The organism is Micromonospora sp. PTRAS2 (assembly GCF_054052245.1).
On record NZ_JBSWBU010000003.1, the window covers coordinates 382,234 to 396,978 of the forward strand.

Here is a 14,745-nt window from a genome sequence, read left to right on the forward strand (position 1 = left end):
CCGGCATTCTCGCACTGGCGTCGCCGCCCGCCGGGCGGGGTCCGGGGCGGCGGCCCAGCCGCGTGCCCGCCGGGGCGGCCCGACGGACCCGCCGCAGTTTCCGGGTATTACCCCCTAAAGGGACAATAGCCCCTACTCTGGGTCGCATGGTGTATCGGTACGAGTCCGATGAGGACGCTTTCGAGGGGCACCCCGGGCCGGGGTCGGACCTGTCGGTGGCCTGGAACCGCCCGCCCGCCCGTACCGGGCCCGCGCCGTCCCGCTTCCCGACGCCGTCACTGCCCCGGACCAGCCGGATCGCGCTGCCCGCGGCCGCCCCGCCCCCGCCCCCGGCGTCGGCCTTCGCACCGCCGCCGGCCGCGCCCCGCCCCGCCCCGCCGGCCGGCGGGTACGCCACCACGCAACCGCTGCACCTGCCCCGGTCCCGGCGCGCCCGGGACACCGGCCGCCACGGCGCCCGGCTCTGGCAGGTGGTGTTCGGCGGGGCGGCGGTTCTGGCGCTGTTCGCCCTCTGCGGCCTCGGCGGTGCCGCGCTGCTGGCCAACCGGGCCACCGACCCCCAGGTCGCGCCGAGCCCGCCGGCCGCCGCCGCCCCGTCGCCGTCCCAGACCGAACGGCAGGACATCGACTCGCGGGACACCGACTCCGCTCCCCTGACGGTCAAGGAGGTCTTCCCCGGCCGGCAGGTCACGGTCGGCGACGGCGCGGACCCGTACGAGGTGCTCAAGACCCAGTCCAGCGGCAGCTGCGCGGTCGCCGCCAGCGGCGAGGTGGCGGACCTGCTCGCCACGCTCGGCTGCAACCAGGTGGTCCGGGCGAGCCTGCGCTCCCCCGACGGGGACCACCTGCTCACCGCCGGGCTGTTCAACCTGACCGACAAGGCCACCGCCCAGCGCGTCCGGGACCGGCTGCGGCAACTGCTCGACGAGCGGGAGGGCCGGTTCCGCGGCCTGCCGGCCGGGGACGACACCGAGGCGCTGACCGAGGCCCCCGCCCGGGTCGGCTGGCAGGTACGCGGCCACTACCTCGCGTACTGCCTCGTGGTCCGCGCCGACGGTGAACCGGTCAAGTCCGCCGACCCGAAGGTACGCGAGATCCTCTTCGACCTGATCGAGACGCACCTCACCAAGGGGGTGCTGGAGCGCCGGGCCACCGGCGGCAGCGCCGGCCAGCCGACGACCACCCCGAGCGGCAGCGACGAGGACGACAGCGACAGCGAGGACGACTGAGGCGACGGCGGGAACGGCCGGGGCGGCTCTCAGCCCTCGACGGCGAGCCCGCCCGTGGGCACGCGGAGCCGGCGGGTCGCCTCGGCGCGGCGGGCGTACTCGGCGGGGTCGTCGGGATAGCCGACGGCGACCAGCGTGAGCCCGTGCGCCGGGGCCACCGTCACCTCGCTGGACCGCTCCCGCCGGGTCAACAGGCTGCCCGGCCACTGCACCGGACGCCGCCCGTCCCCCGCCACCAGCATCGCCCCGACCAGGCTGCGCACCATCGCCTGGCAGAACGCGTCGGCCTGGACGGTGGCGACCAGCAGGCCGTCGGGGTCGCGCCGCCAGTCCAGCCGGGTCACCTCGCGCAGGGTGGTGGCGTGCTCCTTGCGCCGGCAGTACGCGGCGAAGTCGTGCTCCCCCACCAGCCCCGCCGCCGCGGCGTTGAGCAGGTCGAGGTCGAGCGGCCTCGGCCAGGCCAGCACCTCGTGCCGGCGCAGCGGCTCGGCGCCGAAGGGCGCGTCGGTCACCCGGTACTCGTAGCGCCGGAAGGTCGCCGAGAACCGGGCGTCGAAGTCCGCCGGCACCGGCGTCATCGCCCGCACCCGCACGTCGGTGGGGAGCAGCCGGGCCAGCCGGCGCAGCAGCCGCCCCTCGTGCTCGGCCCACACGGCGGCCGGCAGGTCGAGGTGGCAGACCTGGCCGGTCGCGTGCACCCCGGCGTCGGTCCGCCCGGCCACGGTCAGCCCCGTCGCCACGCCCGCGCCGAGGACCAGGTCCAGGGTCTCGGCGAGCACGCCGGCCACCGTCCGCCGGGTCGGCTGGGCCGCCCAACCGGAGAAACCGGTCCCGTCGTACGCGACCGCCAGCCGCAGCCGGACCCGATCGTCCACCTCGTACCTCCTCACGGGTCAGGCCCGGCACCCCAGGAAGGGATGCCGGGCCCGACGGTGCTGCCGTTGCTCAGGCCTTGTTCTCGGTGCCCTCGGCGGCCTCGTCGCTGTCCTCGCGGGCGGCGGCGGTGTCACCGGACGCCGACACCGGCGCCTCGGAGTCCTGGTCGGCCTCGGCCGACGCGGGGGTCTCCTCGGCCGGGGCGAGCGCCTCGACCTTGTCCTGCTGCGCGGCCTTGCGGGTCGCGGTCTTCTTGTTCGCCTTCGGCTCGGCGACCTGAAGCTCCTCGACCAGCTCGATGATCGCCATCGGAGCGTTGTCGCCCTTGCGCGGACCGGTCTTCACGATCCGGGTGTAGCCACCCGGACGGTTCGCGTACCGGGGCGCGATCTGGTCGAACAGGGAGTAGACCACGTCCTTGTCCTTGACGACGCCCAGCACCCGCCGACGGGAGGCGAGGTCGCCCCGCTTGGCCTTGGTGATGAGCTGCTCGGCCAGCGGACGCAGCCGCCGGGCCTTCGTCTCGGTGGTCTTGATCTTGCCGTGCTGGAACAGCGCGGTGGCCAGGTTGGCCAGCATCAGCCGCTCGTGCGCGGGGCTGCCGCCGAGGCGGGGGCCCTTGGTGGGCGTGGGCATGCTTGGTGCTCCTCAGGTGTGGCGGCAGCGGGGACTAGAGCTGCTCGGTCTCGCGGTAGTCGTCGGTGTCGTAGTCGGCCTCACCGAAGGCGTCCACGACGTGCGCCGGGTCGAAGTTCGGGGCCGAGTCCTTCAGCCCCAGACCCATCCCGGCCAGCTTCATCTTGACCTCGTCGATCGACTTCTGGCCGAAGTTGCGGATGTCGAGGAGGTCGGCCTCGGTGCGCCCGATCAGCTCACCGACGGAGTTGATGCCCTCGCGCTTGAGGCAGTTGTAGGAGCGGACGGTCAGGTCCAGCTCCTCGATCGGCAGGGCCAGGTCCGCCGCCAGCTGGGCGTCCTGCGGGGACGGCCCGATGTCGATGCCCTCGGCGGTCTCGTCCAGCTCCCGGGCCAGCCCGAAGAGCTCCACCAGCGTCGAACCGGCGGAGGCCAGCGCGGTGCGCGGGCCCATCGACGGCTTGGTCTCGACGTCGATGATCAGCCGGTCGAAGTCGGTCCGCTGCTCGACCCGGGTCGCCTCGACGCGGTACGTCACCTTCAGCACCGGCGAGTAGATCGAGTCGACCGGGATCCGGCCGATCTCGGCGCCGGCCTGCTTGTTCTGCGCCGCCGTCACATAGCCACGACCCCGCTCGACGGTCAGCTCCATGTCGAGCCGGCCCTTGCCGTTGAGGGTGGCGAGCTTCAGGTCCGGGTTGTGCACCGAGACGCCGGCCGGGGGCTGGATGTCGCCCGCCGTCACGTCGCCCGGGCCCTGCTTACGCAGGTACATGCTGACCGGCTCGTCGTGCTCGGAGCTGACGCACAGCTCCTTGATGTTCATGACGAGCTCGACCACGTCCTCCTTGACACCGGGGATCGTGGTGAACTCGTGCAGCACGCCGTCGATCTTGATGGAGGTGACCGCCGCACCCGGGATCGACGACAGCAGCGTGCGCCGCAGCGAGTTGCCCAGGGTGTACCCGAAGCCCGGCTCCAGCGGCTCGATGGTGAACCGGGAGCGGGTCTCGTTGATCGACTCTTCGGACAGAGACGGTCGCTGGCTGATGAGCATGTCTTCTCTTCTCTTCCGGGACGCCCGCTATTTGACGTCCGCGACACAAACCGTTCCGGTGGCCCGCCCCGCAGGGCGGACCACCGCAACGAGCCCGACTACTTGGAGTAGAGCTCGACGATCAGCTGCTCCTGGACCTGGGTGTCGATCACCTGGCGGGCCGGGAGCGAGTGCACGAGCACCTTCATCTGGCTCGGGATGGCCTCCAGCCACGCCGGAACCGTCTTGGAGCCGGCCTCGGCCTGCGCCACGATGAACGGGGTGAGCTCCTTGCTCTTGCCCCGGACCTCGATGATGTCGTGCTCCTTGACGCGGTACGACGGGATGTCGACCTTCTTGCCGTTCACCGTGAAGTGACCGTGCTTGACCAGCTGGCGGGCCATGTCCCGGGACTTGGCGTAGCCGGCCCGGTAGACCACGTTGTCCAGCCGCGACTCGAGGATCTGCAGGAGGACCTCACCGGTCTTGGCCTGCTTGGCCACGGCCTCCTCGTAGTAACCGCGGAACTGCTTCTCCAGCACGCCGTACACGCGGCGGGCCTTCTGCTTCTCACGGAGCTGGAGCAGGTACTCCGTCTCCTTCGTGCGGCCGCGGCCGTGCTGCCCGGGCGGGAACGGCCGGGACTCGAACGGGCACTTCGGGCCATCGCACTTGCTGCCCTTGAGGAACAGCTTCATCTTCTCCCGCCGGCAACGGCGGCAGTCAGCACCGGTGTAACGAGCCATCTCTCTCTAACCTCTCAGACCCGGCGACGCTTCGGCGGACGGCACCCGTTGTGCGGCTGCGGGGTCACGTCGGAGATCTGACCGACCTCCAGCCCGACGGCCTGCAGCGAACGGATGGCGGTCTCCCGGCCGGAGCCGGGGCCCTTGACGAACACGTCGACCTTGCGCATGCCGTGCTCCATCGCCCGACGCGCGGCGGCCTCGGCGGCCAGCTGCGCGGCGAACGGGGTCGACTTGCGGGAGCCCTTGAAGCCCACCTGGCCGGCCGAGGCCCAGGAGATGACCGCACCGGTCGGGTCCGTGATGGACACGATGGTGTTGTTGAAGGTGCTCTTGATGTGCGCCTGCCCGTGGGCGACGTTCTTGCGTTCCTTGCGCCGGACCTTCTTGACGGCGGCTCCGGCACGAGCCTTCGGTGGCATAAGTCTGTGCGCTCCTAATTACTTCTTGCCGGGCTTCTTCTTGCCGGCGACGGTCCGCTTCGGGCCCTTGCGGGTGCGGGCGTTGGTCCGCGTCCGCTGGCCACGCACCGGCAGACCACGGCGGTGGCGGATACCGGCGTAGCAGCCGATCTCGACCTTGCGGCGGATGTCAGCGGCGACCTCGCGGCGCAGGTCGCCTTCAACCTTGTAGTTGCCCTCGATGTGGTCGCGGAGCTGGACCAGCTCCTCGTCCGTGAGGTCCCGAGCGCGCTTGTCCGGAGAGATACCGGTCGCGGCGAGCGTCTCCAGGGCACGGGTGCGGCCGACCCCGAAGATGTAGGTGAGCGCGATCTCCATCCGCTTCTCGCGGGGGAGGTCCACGCCGACTAGACGAGCCATGTGCGGGCGTACTCCTTGTGGTTTCCTGGCGGAGGTCTGCACCCGCCCCACCCCGCTCCGGTCGTCCGACCGGCGCCGTGGCGCCGGGAGGAACGACCGCTGCCCGAGCGGGCCCCGGCCTCCGACCGGGGGTCAACCACGCAGGGGTACGCGATGCGCACCGCTCGCGGCTGGGACGAGCTGATGATGTGTTGGCTGGATCTGCGACGCCGGGACCGGACCGACCGGCCGTGGATTCACGGTCGGTCGGGCTGGATCAGCCCTGGCGCTGCTTGTGGCGCGGGTCGCTGCAGATGACCATGACCCGGCCGTGCCGGCGGATGACCCGGCACTTGTTGCAGATCCTCTTGACGCTCGGCTTGACCTTCACGGTTGCCTTACTTCCCATCTGGCCCGGAGGCGCGACGACGCGCGACGCCGGACGTCGAGGACGGACACGGGGACTACCCGGCCGTCGTCAGGTCGCTTACTTGTAGCGGTAGACGATGCGCCCGCGGGTCAGGTCGTACGGCGAGAGTTCGACGACGACGCGGTCCTCCGGCAGGATGCGGATGTAGTGCTGCCGCATCTTGCCACTGATGTGAGCCAGCACCTTGTGACCGTTCGCGAGCTCCACCCGGAACATGGCGTTCGGCAGGGGCTCGATGACCCGACCCTCGATCTCGATGGCTCCGTCTTTTTTCGGCATGTCCTCCGCTGTCCTGACGTCGGTTACTCCGGACGGCCCACAACGTCTTACACGGGCCCCGACGCTTGTCGGGTGCCCGCGCCAGCCGCGGCTCCGGCCCCACCGAAGCGCAGGGTGGGCATGCCGGAGTGGACGCTGTGCGCCGATCAGAAAGTGTACGCCCGCCTGCACGCCGCCGCCAAACCGGCCACCCGTCAGGTCACCCGGCCGGATTACTTCCCGCCCCGACCCGAGTCGGAAGTGACCGGGGTCACCCCTGCTCGCCGACCGGAGGGGCCCCGGCGGTCAGATCGCCGGCGAGTCGGCGGGCTGGCGGGCGGTGACCAGATCGCCCAGGCGCCCCCGGCCGCCGTCGAACGCGGTCAGCACCCAGACCCCGTCCGGGAGCAGCGCCATCGAGTGCTCGACGTGCACCGCCATCGACCCGTCCCGGGTGACGACGGTCCAGCCGTCGGCCAGCTCGACCGTGCGGGGCGAGCCCATCGTGATCATCGGCTCGATGGCCAGCGCCATGCCGTGCACCAGCCGGGGGCCCTTGCCGGGCCGGCCGTGGTTGAGCACGTGCGGGTCCTGGTGCATCTCGGTGCCGATGCCGTGCCCGCCGTACCCGTCGACGATGCCGTACCGGCCGCCCCGGCGGACCGCGTTCTCCACCGCGTGCGAGATGTCGGTGAGCCGGCCGCGACCGTTGGCCGCCCCGCGCGCCGCCGCCGCGATCCCGGCCCACATCGCGTCCTCGGCCACCGCAGCCATCTTCAGCAGCGCCGGGTCGACCTCCCCCACGCCGACCGTGATCGCCGCGTCGCCGTGCCAGCCGTCGAGCACCGCGCCGCAGTCGATCGAGATCAGGTCGCCCTCGCGGAGCACCTGGGCGGGCGACGGGATCGCGTGCACCACCTGCTCGTTGACCGACGAGCAGATCGAGGCCGGGAAGCCGTGGTAGCCCTTGAACGACGGGACCGCCCCCGCCTCCCGGATGGTCGACTCGGCGATCGCGTCCAGGTCGGCGGTGCTGACCCCGGGGGCCACCGCCTCCCGCATCCGACGCAGCGCCTCGGCCACCACGAGGCCGGCGGCGCGCATCTTCTCGATCTGGTCGGGGGTCTTCAGCTGGATGTCCAGCTGGGGACGACGCATGGGGCCGTTACCTTTCGTCGCGCGGAGCAGCGGGGCACGTCGCACGTACCCCGCTGTTCGCACTCTATCCGCCGGGACCCCGGCGTCCGCCAGTCGCCGGACGACCTTCCGTCAGCCGCGGTGCGACCGTTCGTCAGCCGCCGTACGAGCGCAGGGCGTCGATGGCGCGGACGGTGACGTCCTCCACCGGGCCGGTGGCGTCGATGCCCACCAGCTTGCCCTGGGCGCCGTAGTAGTCGACCAGCGGCGCGGTCTTGTCCGCGTACTCGCGCAGCCGGGCGGCGATGGTCTCGGGCTTGTCGTCGTCGCGCTGGAACAGCTCGGCGCCGCAGCGGTCGCAGATGCCGTCCCGGGTGGTCGCGTCGAACTCGACGTGCCAGATCTTGCCGCAGCCCCGGCAGGTGCGCCGGCCCGACAGCCGCCGGATCACCTCGTCGTCGTCGACGACCAGCTCCAGCACCAGGTCCAGCGCGGTGCCCAGGTCGGCGAGGAGCTTGTCCAGCGCGGCGGCCTGCGGCGTGGTGCGCGGGAAGCCGTCGAGCAGGAAGCCCTCCGAGGCGTCCGGCTCGGCGAGCCGGTCCCGGACCATGTTGATGGTCACCTCGTCCGGGACCAGCTTGCCCGCGTCCATGTAGCGCTTCGCCTCGACACCCAACGGCGTGCCCTGCGAGACGTTCGCCCGGAAGATGTCACCGGTCGAGATCTTCGGCACCGAGAGGTGAGCGGCGATGAACTCCGCCTGTGTGCCCTTGCCCGCACCCGGCGGGCCAACCAGAACGAGTCGCATCTACCGCAGGAACCCTTCGTAGTTCCGCTGCATGAGTTGGCTCTCGATCTGCTTCACGGTCTCCAGACCGACGCCGACCATGATGAGCACAGCGGTGCCGCCGAACGGGAAGTTCTGGAACTGCTCGCTGTTCAGCCAGATGAAGAAGAAGTTCGGCAGGATCGAGACGATGCCCAGGTAGAGCGCGCCCGGCAGGGTGATCCGGCTGAGGATGAAGTCGAGGTAGTCGGCGGTCGGCTTGCCGGGGCGGATGCCCGGCACGAAGCCGCCGTACTTCTTCATGTTGTCCGCGACCTCGGTCGGGTTGAACGTGATCGACACGTAGAAGTACGTGAAGAAGATGATCAGCAGGAAGTAGATCGCGATGTGCAGCGGGCTCGACGGGTCGACCACGTTGTTCTGGATCCAGGCCTGGGTCTTGCCAGGGTTCGTCTGGTCGAAGAACTGGAGCGCCAGCTGCGGCAGGTAGAGCAGCGACGAGCCGAAGATGACCGGGATGACACCCGCCTGGTTGACCTTCAGCGGGATGTAGGTCGAGGTGCCGCCGTACATCCGCCGGCCGATCATCCGCTTGGCGTACTGCACCGGGATCCGGCGCTGCGCCTGCTCGATGAACGTCACCGCGGTGATGACCACCAGGACCAGAGCCAGGACCAGGAAGAACTTCCACCAGCCCTGCTGGGTCTTGATCCGCCAGCCCTCGCTGGGGAGGCGGGCCGCGATCGAGGTGAAGATCAGCACCGACATGCCGTTGCCGACGCCCCGGTCGGTGATCAGCTCGCCGAGCCACATCACCACGCCGGTGCCGGCGGTCATCGTCATGACCAGGATCGTCAGCGTCAGCCAGTCCGGGATGCCGGTGCCCTTGGGCACGATCGGGAACTGGTCGCACTGGTTGTTGAACAGCTGCCCCGAGCGGGCCAGCGCCACGAACGCCGACGACTGGAGGATGCCCAGGCCGAGCGTGAGGTAGCGGGTGTACTGCGTGATCTTCGCCTGGCCGGCCTGGCCCTCCTTGCGGAGCTGCTCCAGCCGCGGGATGACCACGGTGAGCAGCTGCAGGATGATCGACGCTGTGATGTAGGGCATGATGCCCAGCGCGAAGACCGAGAGCTGCAGCAGCGCCCCGCCGGAGAAGAGGTCCAGCAGGTTCAGCACCCCGGTGTTCGCGCTGCCGATGGTGTCGAGGCACTTCTGGACGTTGCCGTACGAGACACCAGGGCTGGGCAGGGTGGCGCCGAGCCGGTAGACGGCAATGATGCCTACCGTGAACAGCAGCTTCTTGCGCAGGTCAGGCGTACGGAACGCACTGAGAAAGGCGGACAGCAACTTCTTCCTCCTGCGCGAGGCGGGCCGCCGGTGGTGGTCCCTGGCGGATCGGGGTGGGTGCCGGGCGAGCGCCCGATATCCATAGCTGGGATGGGAGCCTAACAGCCCCGTCCCGGTCCGGGCAGGTGTGCCCGGCTACATAAATCGAATCCGATATTACCCGGTGGAGACGCCCGGGGTAGACCGAGGCGCCCGCCCAGTCACGAAGAACTGAGCGGGCGCCACAGACACTGCCTTAAAGCTCGGTGACCGAGCCACCGGCGGCGGTGATCTTCTCCTTGGCCGACGCGCTGAACGCCTGCGCCGACACCTGGAGAGACACGCCGTTCAGGTCGCCGGTGCCGAGCACCTTGACCGGGTGACCCTTGCGGACCGCGCCGGCCTCGACCAGCTCCTGCGGGCCGACCTGACCGCCGTTCGGGAACAGCTCGGCGAGCTTGTCCAGGTTGACCACCTGGAAGACCACCTTGAACTTGTTCTTGAAGCCCTTCACCTTCGGCAGGCGCATGTGGATGGGCATCTGCCCACCCTCGAACGCCGCCGAGATGTTCTTGCGGGCCTTGGAACCCTTGGTACCGCGACCGGCGGTCTTGCCCTTGGAGCCCTCACCGCGACCCACGCGGGTCTTCGCGGTCTTGGCACCGGGCGCCGGGCGCAGGTGGTGGACCTTGATCGTCATTACTCGACCTCCTCGACCTTCACGAGGTGGTTGACCGCGAAGATCATGCCCCGGATCTCGGGACGGTCCTCCTTGACCACCACGTCGTTGATCCGCTTCAGGCCGAGCGAACGCAGCGACTCACGCTGGTTGCGCTTGGCACCGATCTCGGACCGGAGCTGGGTGACCTTCAGGCGAGCCATCAGGACGCCACCCCCGCCCGCGACGCGAGCATCGCGGCCGGCGCGACGTCCTCGACCGGCAGGCCACGACGGGCCGCGACGGCCTCCGGGGACTCCAGCCCCTTCAGCGCCGCCACCGTGGCGTGCACGATGTTGATCGGGTTGGACGAGCCGAGGCTCTTGGAGAGCACGTCGTGGATGCCCGCGCACTCCAGCACGGCACGCACCGGGCCACCGGCGATGACGCCCGTACCGGCGGAGGCCGGCTTGAGCAGCACCACACCGGCGGCGGCCTCACCCGTCACCGGGTGCGGGATCGAGGAAGCGATCCGCGGCACCTTGAAGAAGTGCTTCTTGGCCTCCTCGACGCCCTTGGCGATCGCCGCGGGCACCTCCTTGGCCTTTCCGTAGCCCACGCCGACGGTGCCGTCGCCGTCGCCCACGATCACCAGGGCGGTGAAGCTGAAGCGACGACCACCCTTCACGACCTTGGCGACGCGGTTGATCGCGACGACCCGCTCGATGTGCGGGGTCTTCTCGACGGGCGCGTTTCCGCGGCCGCCCTCACGGCGGTTGTCGCGGCGACCACCCTCGTTGCCACCGGACCCGCCGCCACGGCGCTGTTGACCTGGCATCAGCAGCCTTCCTTATCTCTCGTGACGGGGTTTCTAGAACTCGAGCCCGGCTTCGCGGGCGGCGTCGGCAAGCGCGGCGACCCGCCCCGCGTACCGGTTGCCACCGCGGTCGAAGACGACCTTCGAGACGCCGGCGGCCTTGGCCCGCTCGGCAAGCAGAGCGCCGACCTTGCCGGCCAGGGCGCTCTTGTCGCCCTCGGTGCCGCGCACCGACGCGTCGAGGGTCGAGGCCGACGCCAGGGTGTGGCCCTTGGTGTCGTCGACGACCTGCGCGACGATGTGACGCAGCGACCGAGTGACGACCAGGCGGGGACGCTCGGGGGTGCCGCTGACGTTCTTGCGGACCCGGAAGTGTCGACGCGCACGGCCGACGGCGCGCTTGGCGGCGACGCCGCGGCGACGCTTGAGCAGCGTGGCGCTCACTTCTTACCTGCCTTTCCGGCCTTGCGGCGGATGACCTCGCCCTGGTACTTCACGCCCTTGCCCTTGTAGGGCTCCGGCGGGCGGATCTTCCGGATGTTGGCGGCGACCTCACCGACGAGCTGCTTGTCGATGCCGGCCACGTGGAAGACGGTCGGCTTCTCCACCGTGAAGGTGATGCCGTCCGGCGCGGGGACCAGCACCGGGTGCGAGAACCCGAGCGCGAACTCCAGGTCCTTGCCCTTGGCCGTGACCCGGTAACCGGTGCCGGCGATCTCCAGGCTCTTGCGGTGGCCCTCGGTCACGCCGACGATCATGTTGGCGATCAGGGTCCGGCTCAGGCCGTGCAGTTCCTTGGCCTTGCGCTCGTCGTTCGGCCGGTTGACCTGAAGCTGACCGTCCTCGGCCCGCTCCGCGGTGATCGGCTCGGCGAGCACGTGCACGAGCTCGCCCTTCGGGCCCTTGACCTTGACGGCCTGGCCGTCGATCGTGATGTCGACGCCGGCAGGCACCGGGATCGACTTACGTCCAATACGCGACATTTCTACCTGTCTCCCGTTACCAGACGAAGGCGAGGACTTCCCCGCCAACGCTCCGCTTGCGGGCCTGCCGGTCGGTGAGCAGCCCCTGGGACGTCGAAATGATCGCCACGCCCAGCCCGCCGAGCACCCGCGGGAGCCCGTCCGACTTGGCGTACACCCGGAGACCGGGCTTGGACACGCGCTTGATGCCGGCCAGGCTCCGCTCGCGGTTCTGGCCGTACTTCAGCTCGACGACCAGTCGCTTGCCGACGGCGCCCTCCTCGGGCTCCTCGACCGACCAGGTGGCGATGTAGCCCTCGGACATCAGGACCTCGGCGATGTTCGCCTTGATCTTGGAGTAGGGCATCGTCACCCGGTCGTGGTACGCCTGGTTGGCGTTACGCAGACGCGTGAGCATGTCTGCGATCGGGTCGGTCATCGTCATGGATTTCGTCAGCCTTTCTCGCCGGGGTTCCCGGGGCGGTCAGCCCCGGGCCTACGGCGAAGAGCAATACATGATCGGTGCAAGGGGGCCCCGGCCGGCAGCCGGGGCGCGGTCGCCCTTACCAGGAAGCCTTGGACACGCCCGGCAGCTCACCGCGGTGGGCCATCTCCCGGATGCAGACCCGGCAGAGACCGAACTTGCGGTAGACCGCCTTGGGACGCCCGCACCGCTGGCAGCGGGTGTACGCGCGAACCGAGAACTTCGGCTTCGCGGCCGCCTTGAGGATCAGCGCCTTCTTGGCCATCTCAGTTCTCCTTGAACGGGAAGCCCAGGAGCTTGAGCAGCGCCCGGCCCTCGTCGTCGGTCGTGGCGGTCGTGACCACCGTGATGTCCATGCCCCGCTGGCGATCGATCTTGTCCTGGTCGATCTCGTGGAACACCGACTGCTCGGTCAGGCCGAACGTGTAGTTGCCGTGCCCGTCGAGCTTGCGCCCGTCCAGCCCGCGGAAGTCGCGGATACGCGGCAGCGCGATGGAGAGCAGGCGGTCCAGGAACTCCCACATCCGGTCGCCGCGGAGGGTGACCTTCGCGCCGATCGGCATGCCCTCGCGGAGCTTGAACTGCGCGATGGACTTGGTCGCCCGCCGCACCTGCGGCTTCTGGCCGGTGATGGTGGCCAGGTCCCGCACGGCGCCGTCGATCAGCTTGGCGTCCCGGGCGGCCTCGCCGACACCCATGTTCACGACGATCTTGACCAACCGCGGCACCTGCATGGGGTTGCCGAAGTTGTGCTGCTCCTGCAGCTTGGCCACGATCTCGTTGCGGTACCGCTCCTTGAGGCGCGGCATGGTCTTGGTTTCGGTAGCCGTGGTCATCACAGGTCCTTACCGGTGCTACGCGCGATGCGGACCTTCTGGCCGTTGTCGTCGATCCGGTACCCGACGCGGGTCGGGTTACCGTCGGAGTCCACGACCATCACGTTGGAGACGTGGATCGGTGCCTCCTGGGTGACGATGCCGCCGGTCTTGGCGCCACGCTGGGTGGTGCTGATGCGGGTGTGCTTCTTGACCCGGTTCACGCCCTCGACCAGGACCTTGTCCTGCCGCGGGTAGGCCGCGATGACCTTGCCCTTGGCACCCTTGTCCTTGCCGGCGATGACGACGACCGTGTCGCCCTTCTTGACCTTCACGGTCACAACACCTCCGGCGCGAGGGAAATGATCTTCATGAACCGCTTGTCCCGCAGCTCCCGACCCACCGGGCCGAAGATACGGGTACCGCGCGGGTCCCCACCGTCCTTGATGATGACGGCGGCGTTCTCGTCGAAGCGGATGTACGAGCCGTCCGGCCGCCGCTTCTCCTTGGCGGTGCGGACGACGACGGCCTTGACGACGTCGCCCTTCTTCACACCGGCACCCGGGATCGCGTCCTTGACCGTGGCCACGATGACGTCGCCGATGCTCGCGTAGCGCCGACCGGAGCCACCGAGCACCCGGATGCACAGGATCTCCCGGGCACCCGTGTTGTCGGCGACGCGCAGTCGCGACTCCTGCTGAATCACGTCTATCTCCTATGTCTGCCGGTTCTCCGGCCGCCTGCCGCGGCCGGAGCCTGGCGGAACCTGCGCCCGACTGACGCCGGGCGAGCTCGAGCCTTCGCTACTTGGCCTTTTCCTGGATCTCCACGATCCGCCAACGCTTGGTGGCGGACAGCGGCCGGGTCTCCATGATCAGGACCCGGTCGCCGATGCCGGCGGCGTTCTGCTCGTCGTGCACCTTCAGCTTGCGGGTACGGCGCATGATCTTGCCGTACAGCGCGTGCTTGACCCGGTCCTCGACCTCGACCACGACGGTCTTGTCCATCTTGTCGCTGACCACCAGGCCCTCACGCACCTTCCGGCGGGCCCGTGCGTCGACGGTGGTGTTCTCGGTCTCGCTCATGATGCAGTCACCTCAGTCGGCGCGACCGAGAGACCCAGCTCGCGCTCACGCATGATCGTGTAGATCCGGGCGATCTCCCGACGGATGACCTGCAGCCGCCGGTTGTTGTCCAGCTGCCCGGTTGCGGCCTGCACGCGGAGGTTGAACAGCTCCGCCTTGGCCTCACGCAGCTTCGTGACCAGCTCCTCCTCGGAGAGCTCACGCAGCTCGGAGGCCTTAACGCCCGCTGCCATCAGGATTCACCCACTTCGCGCGTAACAATGCGGCACTTCATCGGGAGCTTGTGGATCGCGCGACGCATCGCCTCTCGCGCGATCTGCTCGTTGGGGAAGGACATCTCGAACAGGATCCGCCCCGGCTTGACGTTGGCGACCCACCACTCGGGCGAGCCCTTGCCGGAACCCATCCGGGTCTCGGCCGGCTTCTTCGTCAGGGCCTGGTCCGGGAAGATCGAGATCCAGACCTTACCGCCACGCTTGATGTGACGGGTCATCGCGATACGCGCCGACTCGATCTGCCGGTTCGTCACGTACGCCGGCTCGAGAGCCTGGATCCCGAACTCGCCGAACACCACGCGGTTGCCACCCTTGGACGCACCGTGGCGGTCCGGGTGGTGCGGCTTGCGGAAGCCCTTCGGGGGCTTGCGCGGCATCAGCATCT

The 14,745-nt window shown here is 69.7% G+C and carries 25 protein-coding genes; 1 reads left to right on the forward strand and 24 read right to left on the reverse strand.

The features are described from left to right. Nucleotides 1-146: 146 nt before the first annotated feature. Entirely contained in the window at nucleotides 147-1,229 is a 1,083-nt protein-coding gene (locus ACVMYR_RS12505) for a hypothetical protein (RefSeq protein WP_228986891.1), read from the forward strand. A 29-nt stretch (nucleotides 1,230-1,258) separates the two neighbouring features. On the opposite strand, the gene truA is transcribed toward ACVMYR_RS12505, so the two are convergent. From truA to rplP, 24 genes are all read right to left on the reverse strand, one after another. Beyond that, nucleotides 1,259-2,104 (reverse strand): tRNA pseudouridine(38-40) synthase TruA, encoded by an 846-nt coding sequence (truA, locus tag ACVMYR_RS12510; RefSeq protein WP_396792862.1) that lies wholly within the window; start codon nucleotides 2,102-2,104, stop codon nucleotides 1,259-1,261. A 70-nt stretch (nucleotides 2,105-2,174) separates the two neighbouring features. Then, on the reverse strand, nucleotides 2,175-2,741 hold the full coding sequence (rplQ, locus tag ACVMYR_RS12515) for a 50S ribosomal protein L17 (RefSeq protein WP_077938302.1): 567 nt from the start codon (nucleotides 2,739-2,741) through the stop codon (nucleotides 2,175-2,177). A gap of 34 nt (nucleotides 2,742-2,775) precedes the next feature. Next, nucleotides 2,776-3,798, reverse strand: coding sequence for a DNA-directed RNA polymerase subunit alpha (locus ACVMYR_RS12520; RefSeq protein WP_007073009.1), 1,023 nt, complete (start codon nucleotides 3,796-3,798; stop codon nucleotides 2,776-2,778). A 98-nt stretch (nucleotides 3,799-3,896) separates the two neighbouring features. After that, nucleotides 3,897-4,523 carry a 30S ribosomal protein S4 gene (gene rpsD, locus ACVMYR_RS12525; RefSeq protein ID WP_043965544.1) on the reverse strand — a complete coding sequence of 209 codons (627 nt, stop codon included), beginning with the start codon at nucleotides 4,521-4,523 and terminating at the stop codon, nucleotides 3,897-3,899. Between the two features lie 14 nt (nucleotides 4,524-4,537). After that, nucleotides 4,538-4,945 (reverse strand): 30S ribosomal protein S11, encoded by a 408-nt coding sequence (gene rpsK, locus ACVMYR_RS12530; protein WP_007073011.1) that lies wholly within the window; start codon nucleotides 4,943-4,945, stop codon nucleotides 4,538-4,540. An 18-nt stretch (nucleotides 4,946-4,963) separates the two neighbouring features. After that, a complete protein-coding gene (gene rpsM, locus ACVMYR_RS12535) occupies nucleotides 4,964-5,344 on the reverse strand; it encodes a 30S ribosomal protein S13 (RefSeq protein WP_043965541.1) in 381 nt (126 codons plus the stop codon). 256 nt (nucleotides 5,345-5,600) lie between these two features. Next, complete coding sequence (gene rpmJ, locus ACVMYR_RS12540) at nucleotides 5,601-5,714, reverse strand: 50S ribosomal protein L36 (protein WP_043965539.1); 114 nt, start codon at nucleotides 5,712-5,714, stop codon at nucleotides 5,601-5,603. A 96-nt stretch (nucleotides 5,715-5,810) separates the two neighbouring features. After that, nucleotides 5,811-6,032 carry a translation initiation factor IF-1 gene (infA, locus tag ACVMYR_RS12545; RefSeq protein WP_007073013.1) on the reverse strand — a complete coding sequence of 74 codons (222 nt, stop codon included), beginning with the start codon at nucleotides 6,030-6,032 and terminating at the stop codon, nucleotides 5,811-5,813. Nucleotides 6,033-6,317: 285 nt separating this feature from the next. Then, nucleotides 6,318-7,169: a type I methionyl aminopeptidase gene (gene map, locus ACVMYR_RS12550; protein ID WP_043965536.1), complete on the reverse strand. Its 852-nt coding sequence runs from the start codon at nucleotides 7,167-7,169 to the stop codon at nucleotides 6,318-6,320. A 133-nt stretch (nucleotides 7,170-7,302) separates the two neighbouring features. Next, nucleotides 7,303-7,956, reverse strand: a complete 654-nt coding sequence (locus ACVMYR_RS12555; RefSeq protein WP_043965534.1) for an adenylate kinase — start codon at nucleotides 7,954-7,956, stop codon at nucleotides 7,303-7,305. Next, nucleotides 7,957-9,285, reverse strand: a complete 1,329-nt coding sequence (gene secY, locus ACVMYR_RS12560; protein WP_043965532.1) for a preprotein translocase subunit SecY — start codon at nucleotides 9,283-9,285, stop codon at nucleotides 7,957-7,959. A 235-nt stretch (nucleotides 9,286-9,520) separates the two neighbouring features. Further along, entirely contained in the window at nucleotides 9,521-9,964 is a 444-nt protein-coding gene (gene rplO / locus ACVMYR_RS12565) for a 50S ribosomal protein L15 (RefSeq protein WP_043965531.1), read from the reverse strand. Continuing rightward, nucleotides 9,964-10,146, reverse strand: coding sequence for a 50S ribosomal protein L30 (rpmD, locus tag ACVMYR_RS12570; RefSeq protein WP_043965530.1), 183 nt, complete (start codon nucleotides 10,144-10,146; stop codon nucleotides 9,964-9,966). Before rpmD ends, rplO begins: the two co-directional genes overlap by 1 nt. After that, nucleotides 10,146-10,760: a 30S ribosomal protein S5 gene (gene rpsE / locus ACVMYR_RS12575; protein ID WP_077938300.1), complete on the reverse strand. Its 615-nt coding sequence runs from the start codon at nucleotides 10,758-10,760 to the stop codon at nucleotides 10,146-10,148. The genes rpmD and rpsE overlap by 1 nt, the downstream gene beginning before the upstream one ends. Nucleotides 10,761-10,793: 33 nt before the next feature. Next, nucleotides 10,794-11,183 (reverse strand): 50S ribosomal protein L18, encoded by a 390-nt coding sequence (gene rplR / locus ACVMYR_RS12580; RefSeq protein ID WP_043965529.1) that lies wholly within the window; start codon nucleotides 11,181-11,183, stop codon nucleotides 10,794-10,796. After that, the gene (gene rplF, locus ACVMYR_RS12585; protein WP_077938299.1) at nucleotides 11,180-11,722 is read right to left on the reverse strand and encodes a 50S ribosomal protein L6; all 543 of its coding nucleotides are present in this window, start codon (nucleotides 11,720-11,722) and stop codon (nucleotides 11,180-11,182) included. The genes rplR and rplF overlap by 4 nt, the downstream gene beginning before the upstream one ends. A gap of 16 nt (nucleotides 11,723-11,738) precedes the next feature. Further along, nucleotides 11,739-12,146: a 30S ribosomal protein S8 gene (gene rpsH, locus ACVMYR_RS12590; RefSeq protein ID WP_043965527.1), complete on the reverse strand. Its 408-nt coding sequence runs from the start codon at nucleotides 12,144-12,146 to the stop codon at nucleotides 11,739-11,741. Between the two features lie 118 nt (nucleotides 12,147-12,264). Further along, entirely contained in the window at nucleotides 12,265-12,450 is a 186-nt protein-coding gene (locus tag ACVMYR_RS12595) for a type Z 30S ribosomal protein S14 (protein ID WP_007073023.1), read from the reverse strand. Nucleotide 12,451: 1 nt separating this feature from the next. Next, the gene (gene rplE / locus ACVMYR_RS12600; protein WP_043965524.1) at nucleotides 12,452-13,021 is read right to left on the reverse strand and encodes a 50S ribosomal protein L5; all 570 of its coding nucleotides are present in this window, start codon (nucleotides 13,019-13,021) and stop codon (nucleotides 12,452-12,454) included. After that, nucleotides 13,021-13,341 (reverse strand): 50S ribosomal protein L24, encoded by a 321-nt coding sequence (gene rplX, locus ACVMYR_RS12605; protein WP_007073025.1) that lies wholly within the window; start codon nucleotides 13,339-13,341, stop codon nucleotides 13,021-13,023. The genes rplE and rplX overlap by 1 nt, the downstream gene beginning before the upstream one ends. Then, nucleotides 13,338-13,706, reverse strand: coding sequence for a 50S ribosomal protein L14 (gene rplN / locus ACVMYR_RS12610; protein ID WP_007073026.1), 369 nt, complete (start codon nucleotides 13,704-13,706; stop codon nucleotides 13,338-13,340). Before rplN ends, rplX begins: the two co-directional genes overlap by 4 nt. Before the next feature lie 97 nt (nucleotides 13,707-13,803). After that, the gene (gene rpsQ / locus ACVMYR_RS12615) at nucleotides 13,804-14,085 is read right to left on the reverse strand and encodes a 30S ribosomal protein S17 (RefSeq protein ID WP_074472524.1); all 282 of its coding nucleotides are present in this window, start codon (nucleotides 14,083-14,085) and stop codon (nucleotides 13,804-13,806) included. Beyond that, the gene (gene rpmC / locus ACVMYR_RS12620; protein WP_074472523.1) at nucleotides 14,082-14,318 is read right to left on the reverse strand and encodes a 50S ribosomal protein L29; all 237 of its coding nucleotides are present in this window, start codon (nucleotides 14,316-14,318) and stop codon (nucleotides 14,082-14,084) included. The genes rpsQ and rpmC overlap by 4 nt, the downstream gene beginning before the upstream one ends. Continuing rightward, a complete protein-coding gene (rplP, locus tag ACVMYR_RS12625) occupies nucleotides 14,318-14,743 on the reverse strand; it encodes a 50S ribosomal protein L16 (RefSeq protein ID WP_043965519.1) in 426 nt (141 codons plus the stop codon). Before rplP ends, rpmC begins: the two co-directional genes overlap by 1 nt. Nucleotides 14,744-14,745 lie beyond the last annotated feature (2 nt).

Coding starts and splice junctions, on each gene's coding strand:
- rplO (WP_043965531.1), bottom strand. CDS start 9,964: ATGACGATCAAGGTCCACCACCTGCGCCCGGCGCCCGGTGCCAAGACC.
- infA (WP_007073013.1), bottom strand. CDS start 6,032: ATGCCGAAAAAAGACGGAGCCATCGAGATCGAGGGTCGGGTCATCGAG.
- rpmC (WP_074472523.1), bottom strand. CDS start 14,318: ATGGCAGCGGGCGTTAAGGCCTCCGAGCTGCGTGAGCTCTCCGAGGAG.
- rpmD (WP_043965530.1), bottom strand. CDS start 10,146: ATGGCTCGCCTGAAGGTCACCCAGCTCCGGTCCGAGATCGGTGCCAAG.
- rpsH (WP_043965527.1), bottom strand. CDS start 12,146: ATGACGATGACCGACCCGATCGCAGACATGCTCACGCGTCTGCGTAAC.
- rpsD (WP_043965544.1), bottom strand. CDS start 4,523: ATGGCTCGTTACACCGGTGCTGACTGCCGCCGTTGCCGGCGGGAGAAG.
- rplP (WP_043965519.1), bottom strand. CDS start 14,743: ATGCTGATGCCGCGCAAGCCCCCGAAGGGCTTCCGCAAGCCGCACCAC.
- ACVMYR_RS12595 (WP_007073023.1), bottom strand. CDS start 12,450: ATGGCCAAGAAGGCGCTGATCCTCAAGGCGGCCGCGAAGCCGAAGTTC.
- ACVMYR_RS12505 (WP_228986891.1), top strand. CDS start 147: ATGGTGTATCGGTACGAGTCCGATGAGGACGCTTTCGAGGGGCACCCC.
- rpsQ (WP_074472524.1), bottom strand. CDS start 14,085: ATGAGCGAGACCGAGAACACCACCGTCGACGCACGGGCCCGCCGGAAG.
- rpsM (WP_043965541.1), bottom strand. CDS start 5,344: ATGGCTCGTCTAGTCGGCGTGGACCTCCCCCGCGAGAAGCGGATGGAG.
- rplF (WP_077938299.1), bottom strand. CDS start 11,722: ATGTCGCGTATTGGACGTAAGTCGATCCCGGTGCCTGCCGGCGTCGAC.
- rpsK (WP_007073011.1), bottom strand. CDS start 4,945: ATGCCACCGAAGGCTCGTGCCGGAGCCGCCGTCAAGAAGGTCCGGCGC.
- map (WP_043965536.1), bottom strand. CDS start 7,169: ATGCGTCGTCCCCAGCTGGACATCCAGCTGAAGACCCCCGACCAGATC.
- ACVMYR_RS12555 (WP_043965534.1), bottom strand. CDS start 7,956: ATGCGACTCGTTCTGGTTGGCCCGCCGGGTGCGGGCAAGGGCACACAG.
- ACVMYR_RS12520 (WP_007073009.1), bottom strand. CDS start 3,798: ATGCTCATCAGCCAGCGACCGTCTCTGTCCGAAGAGTCGATCAACGAG.
- rplE (WP_043965524.1), bottom strand. CDS start 13,021: ATGACCACGGCTACCGAAACCAAGACCATGCCGCGCCTCAAGGAGCGG.
- rplQ (WP_077938302.1), bottom strand. CDS start 2,741: ATGCCCACGCCCACCAAGGGCCCCCGCCTCGGCGGCAGCCCCGCGCAC.
- rpsE (WP_077938300.1), bottom strand. CDS start 10,760: ATGCCAGGTCAACAGCGCCGTGGCGGCGGGTCCGGTGGCAACGAGGGT.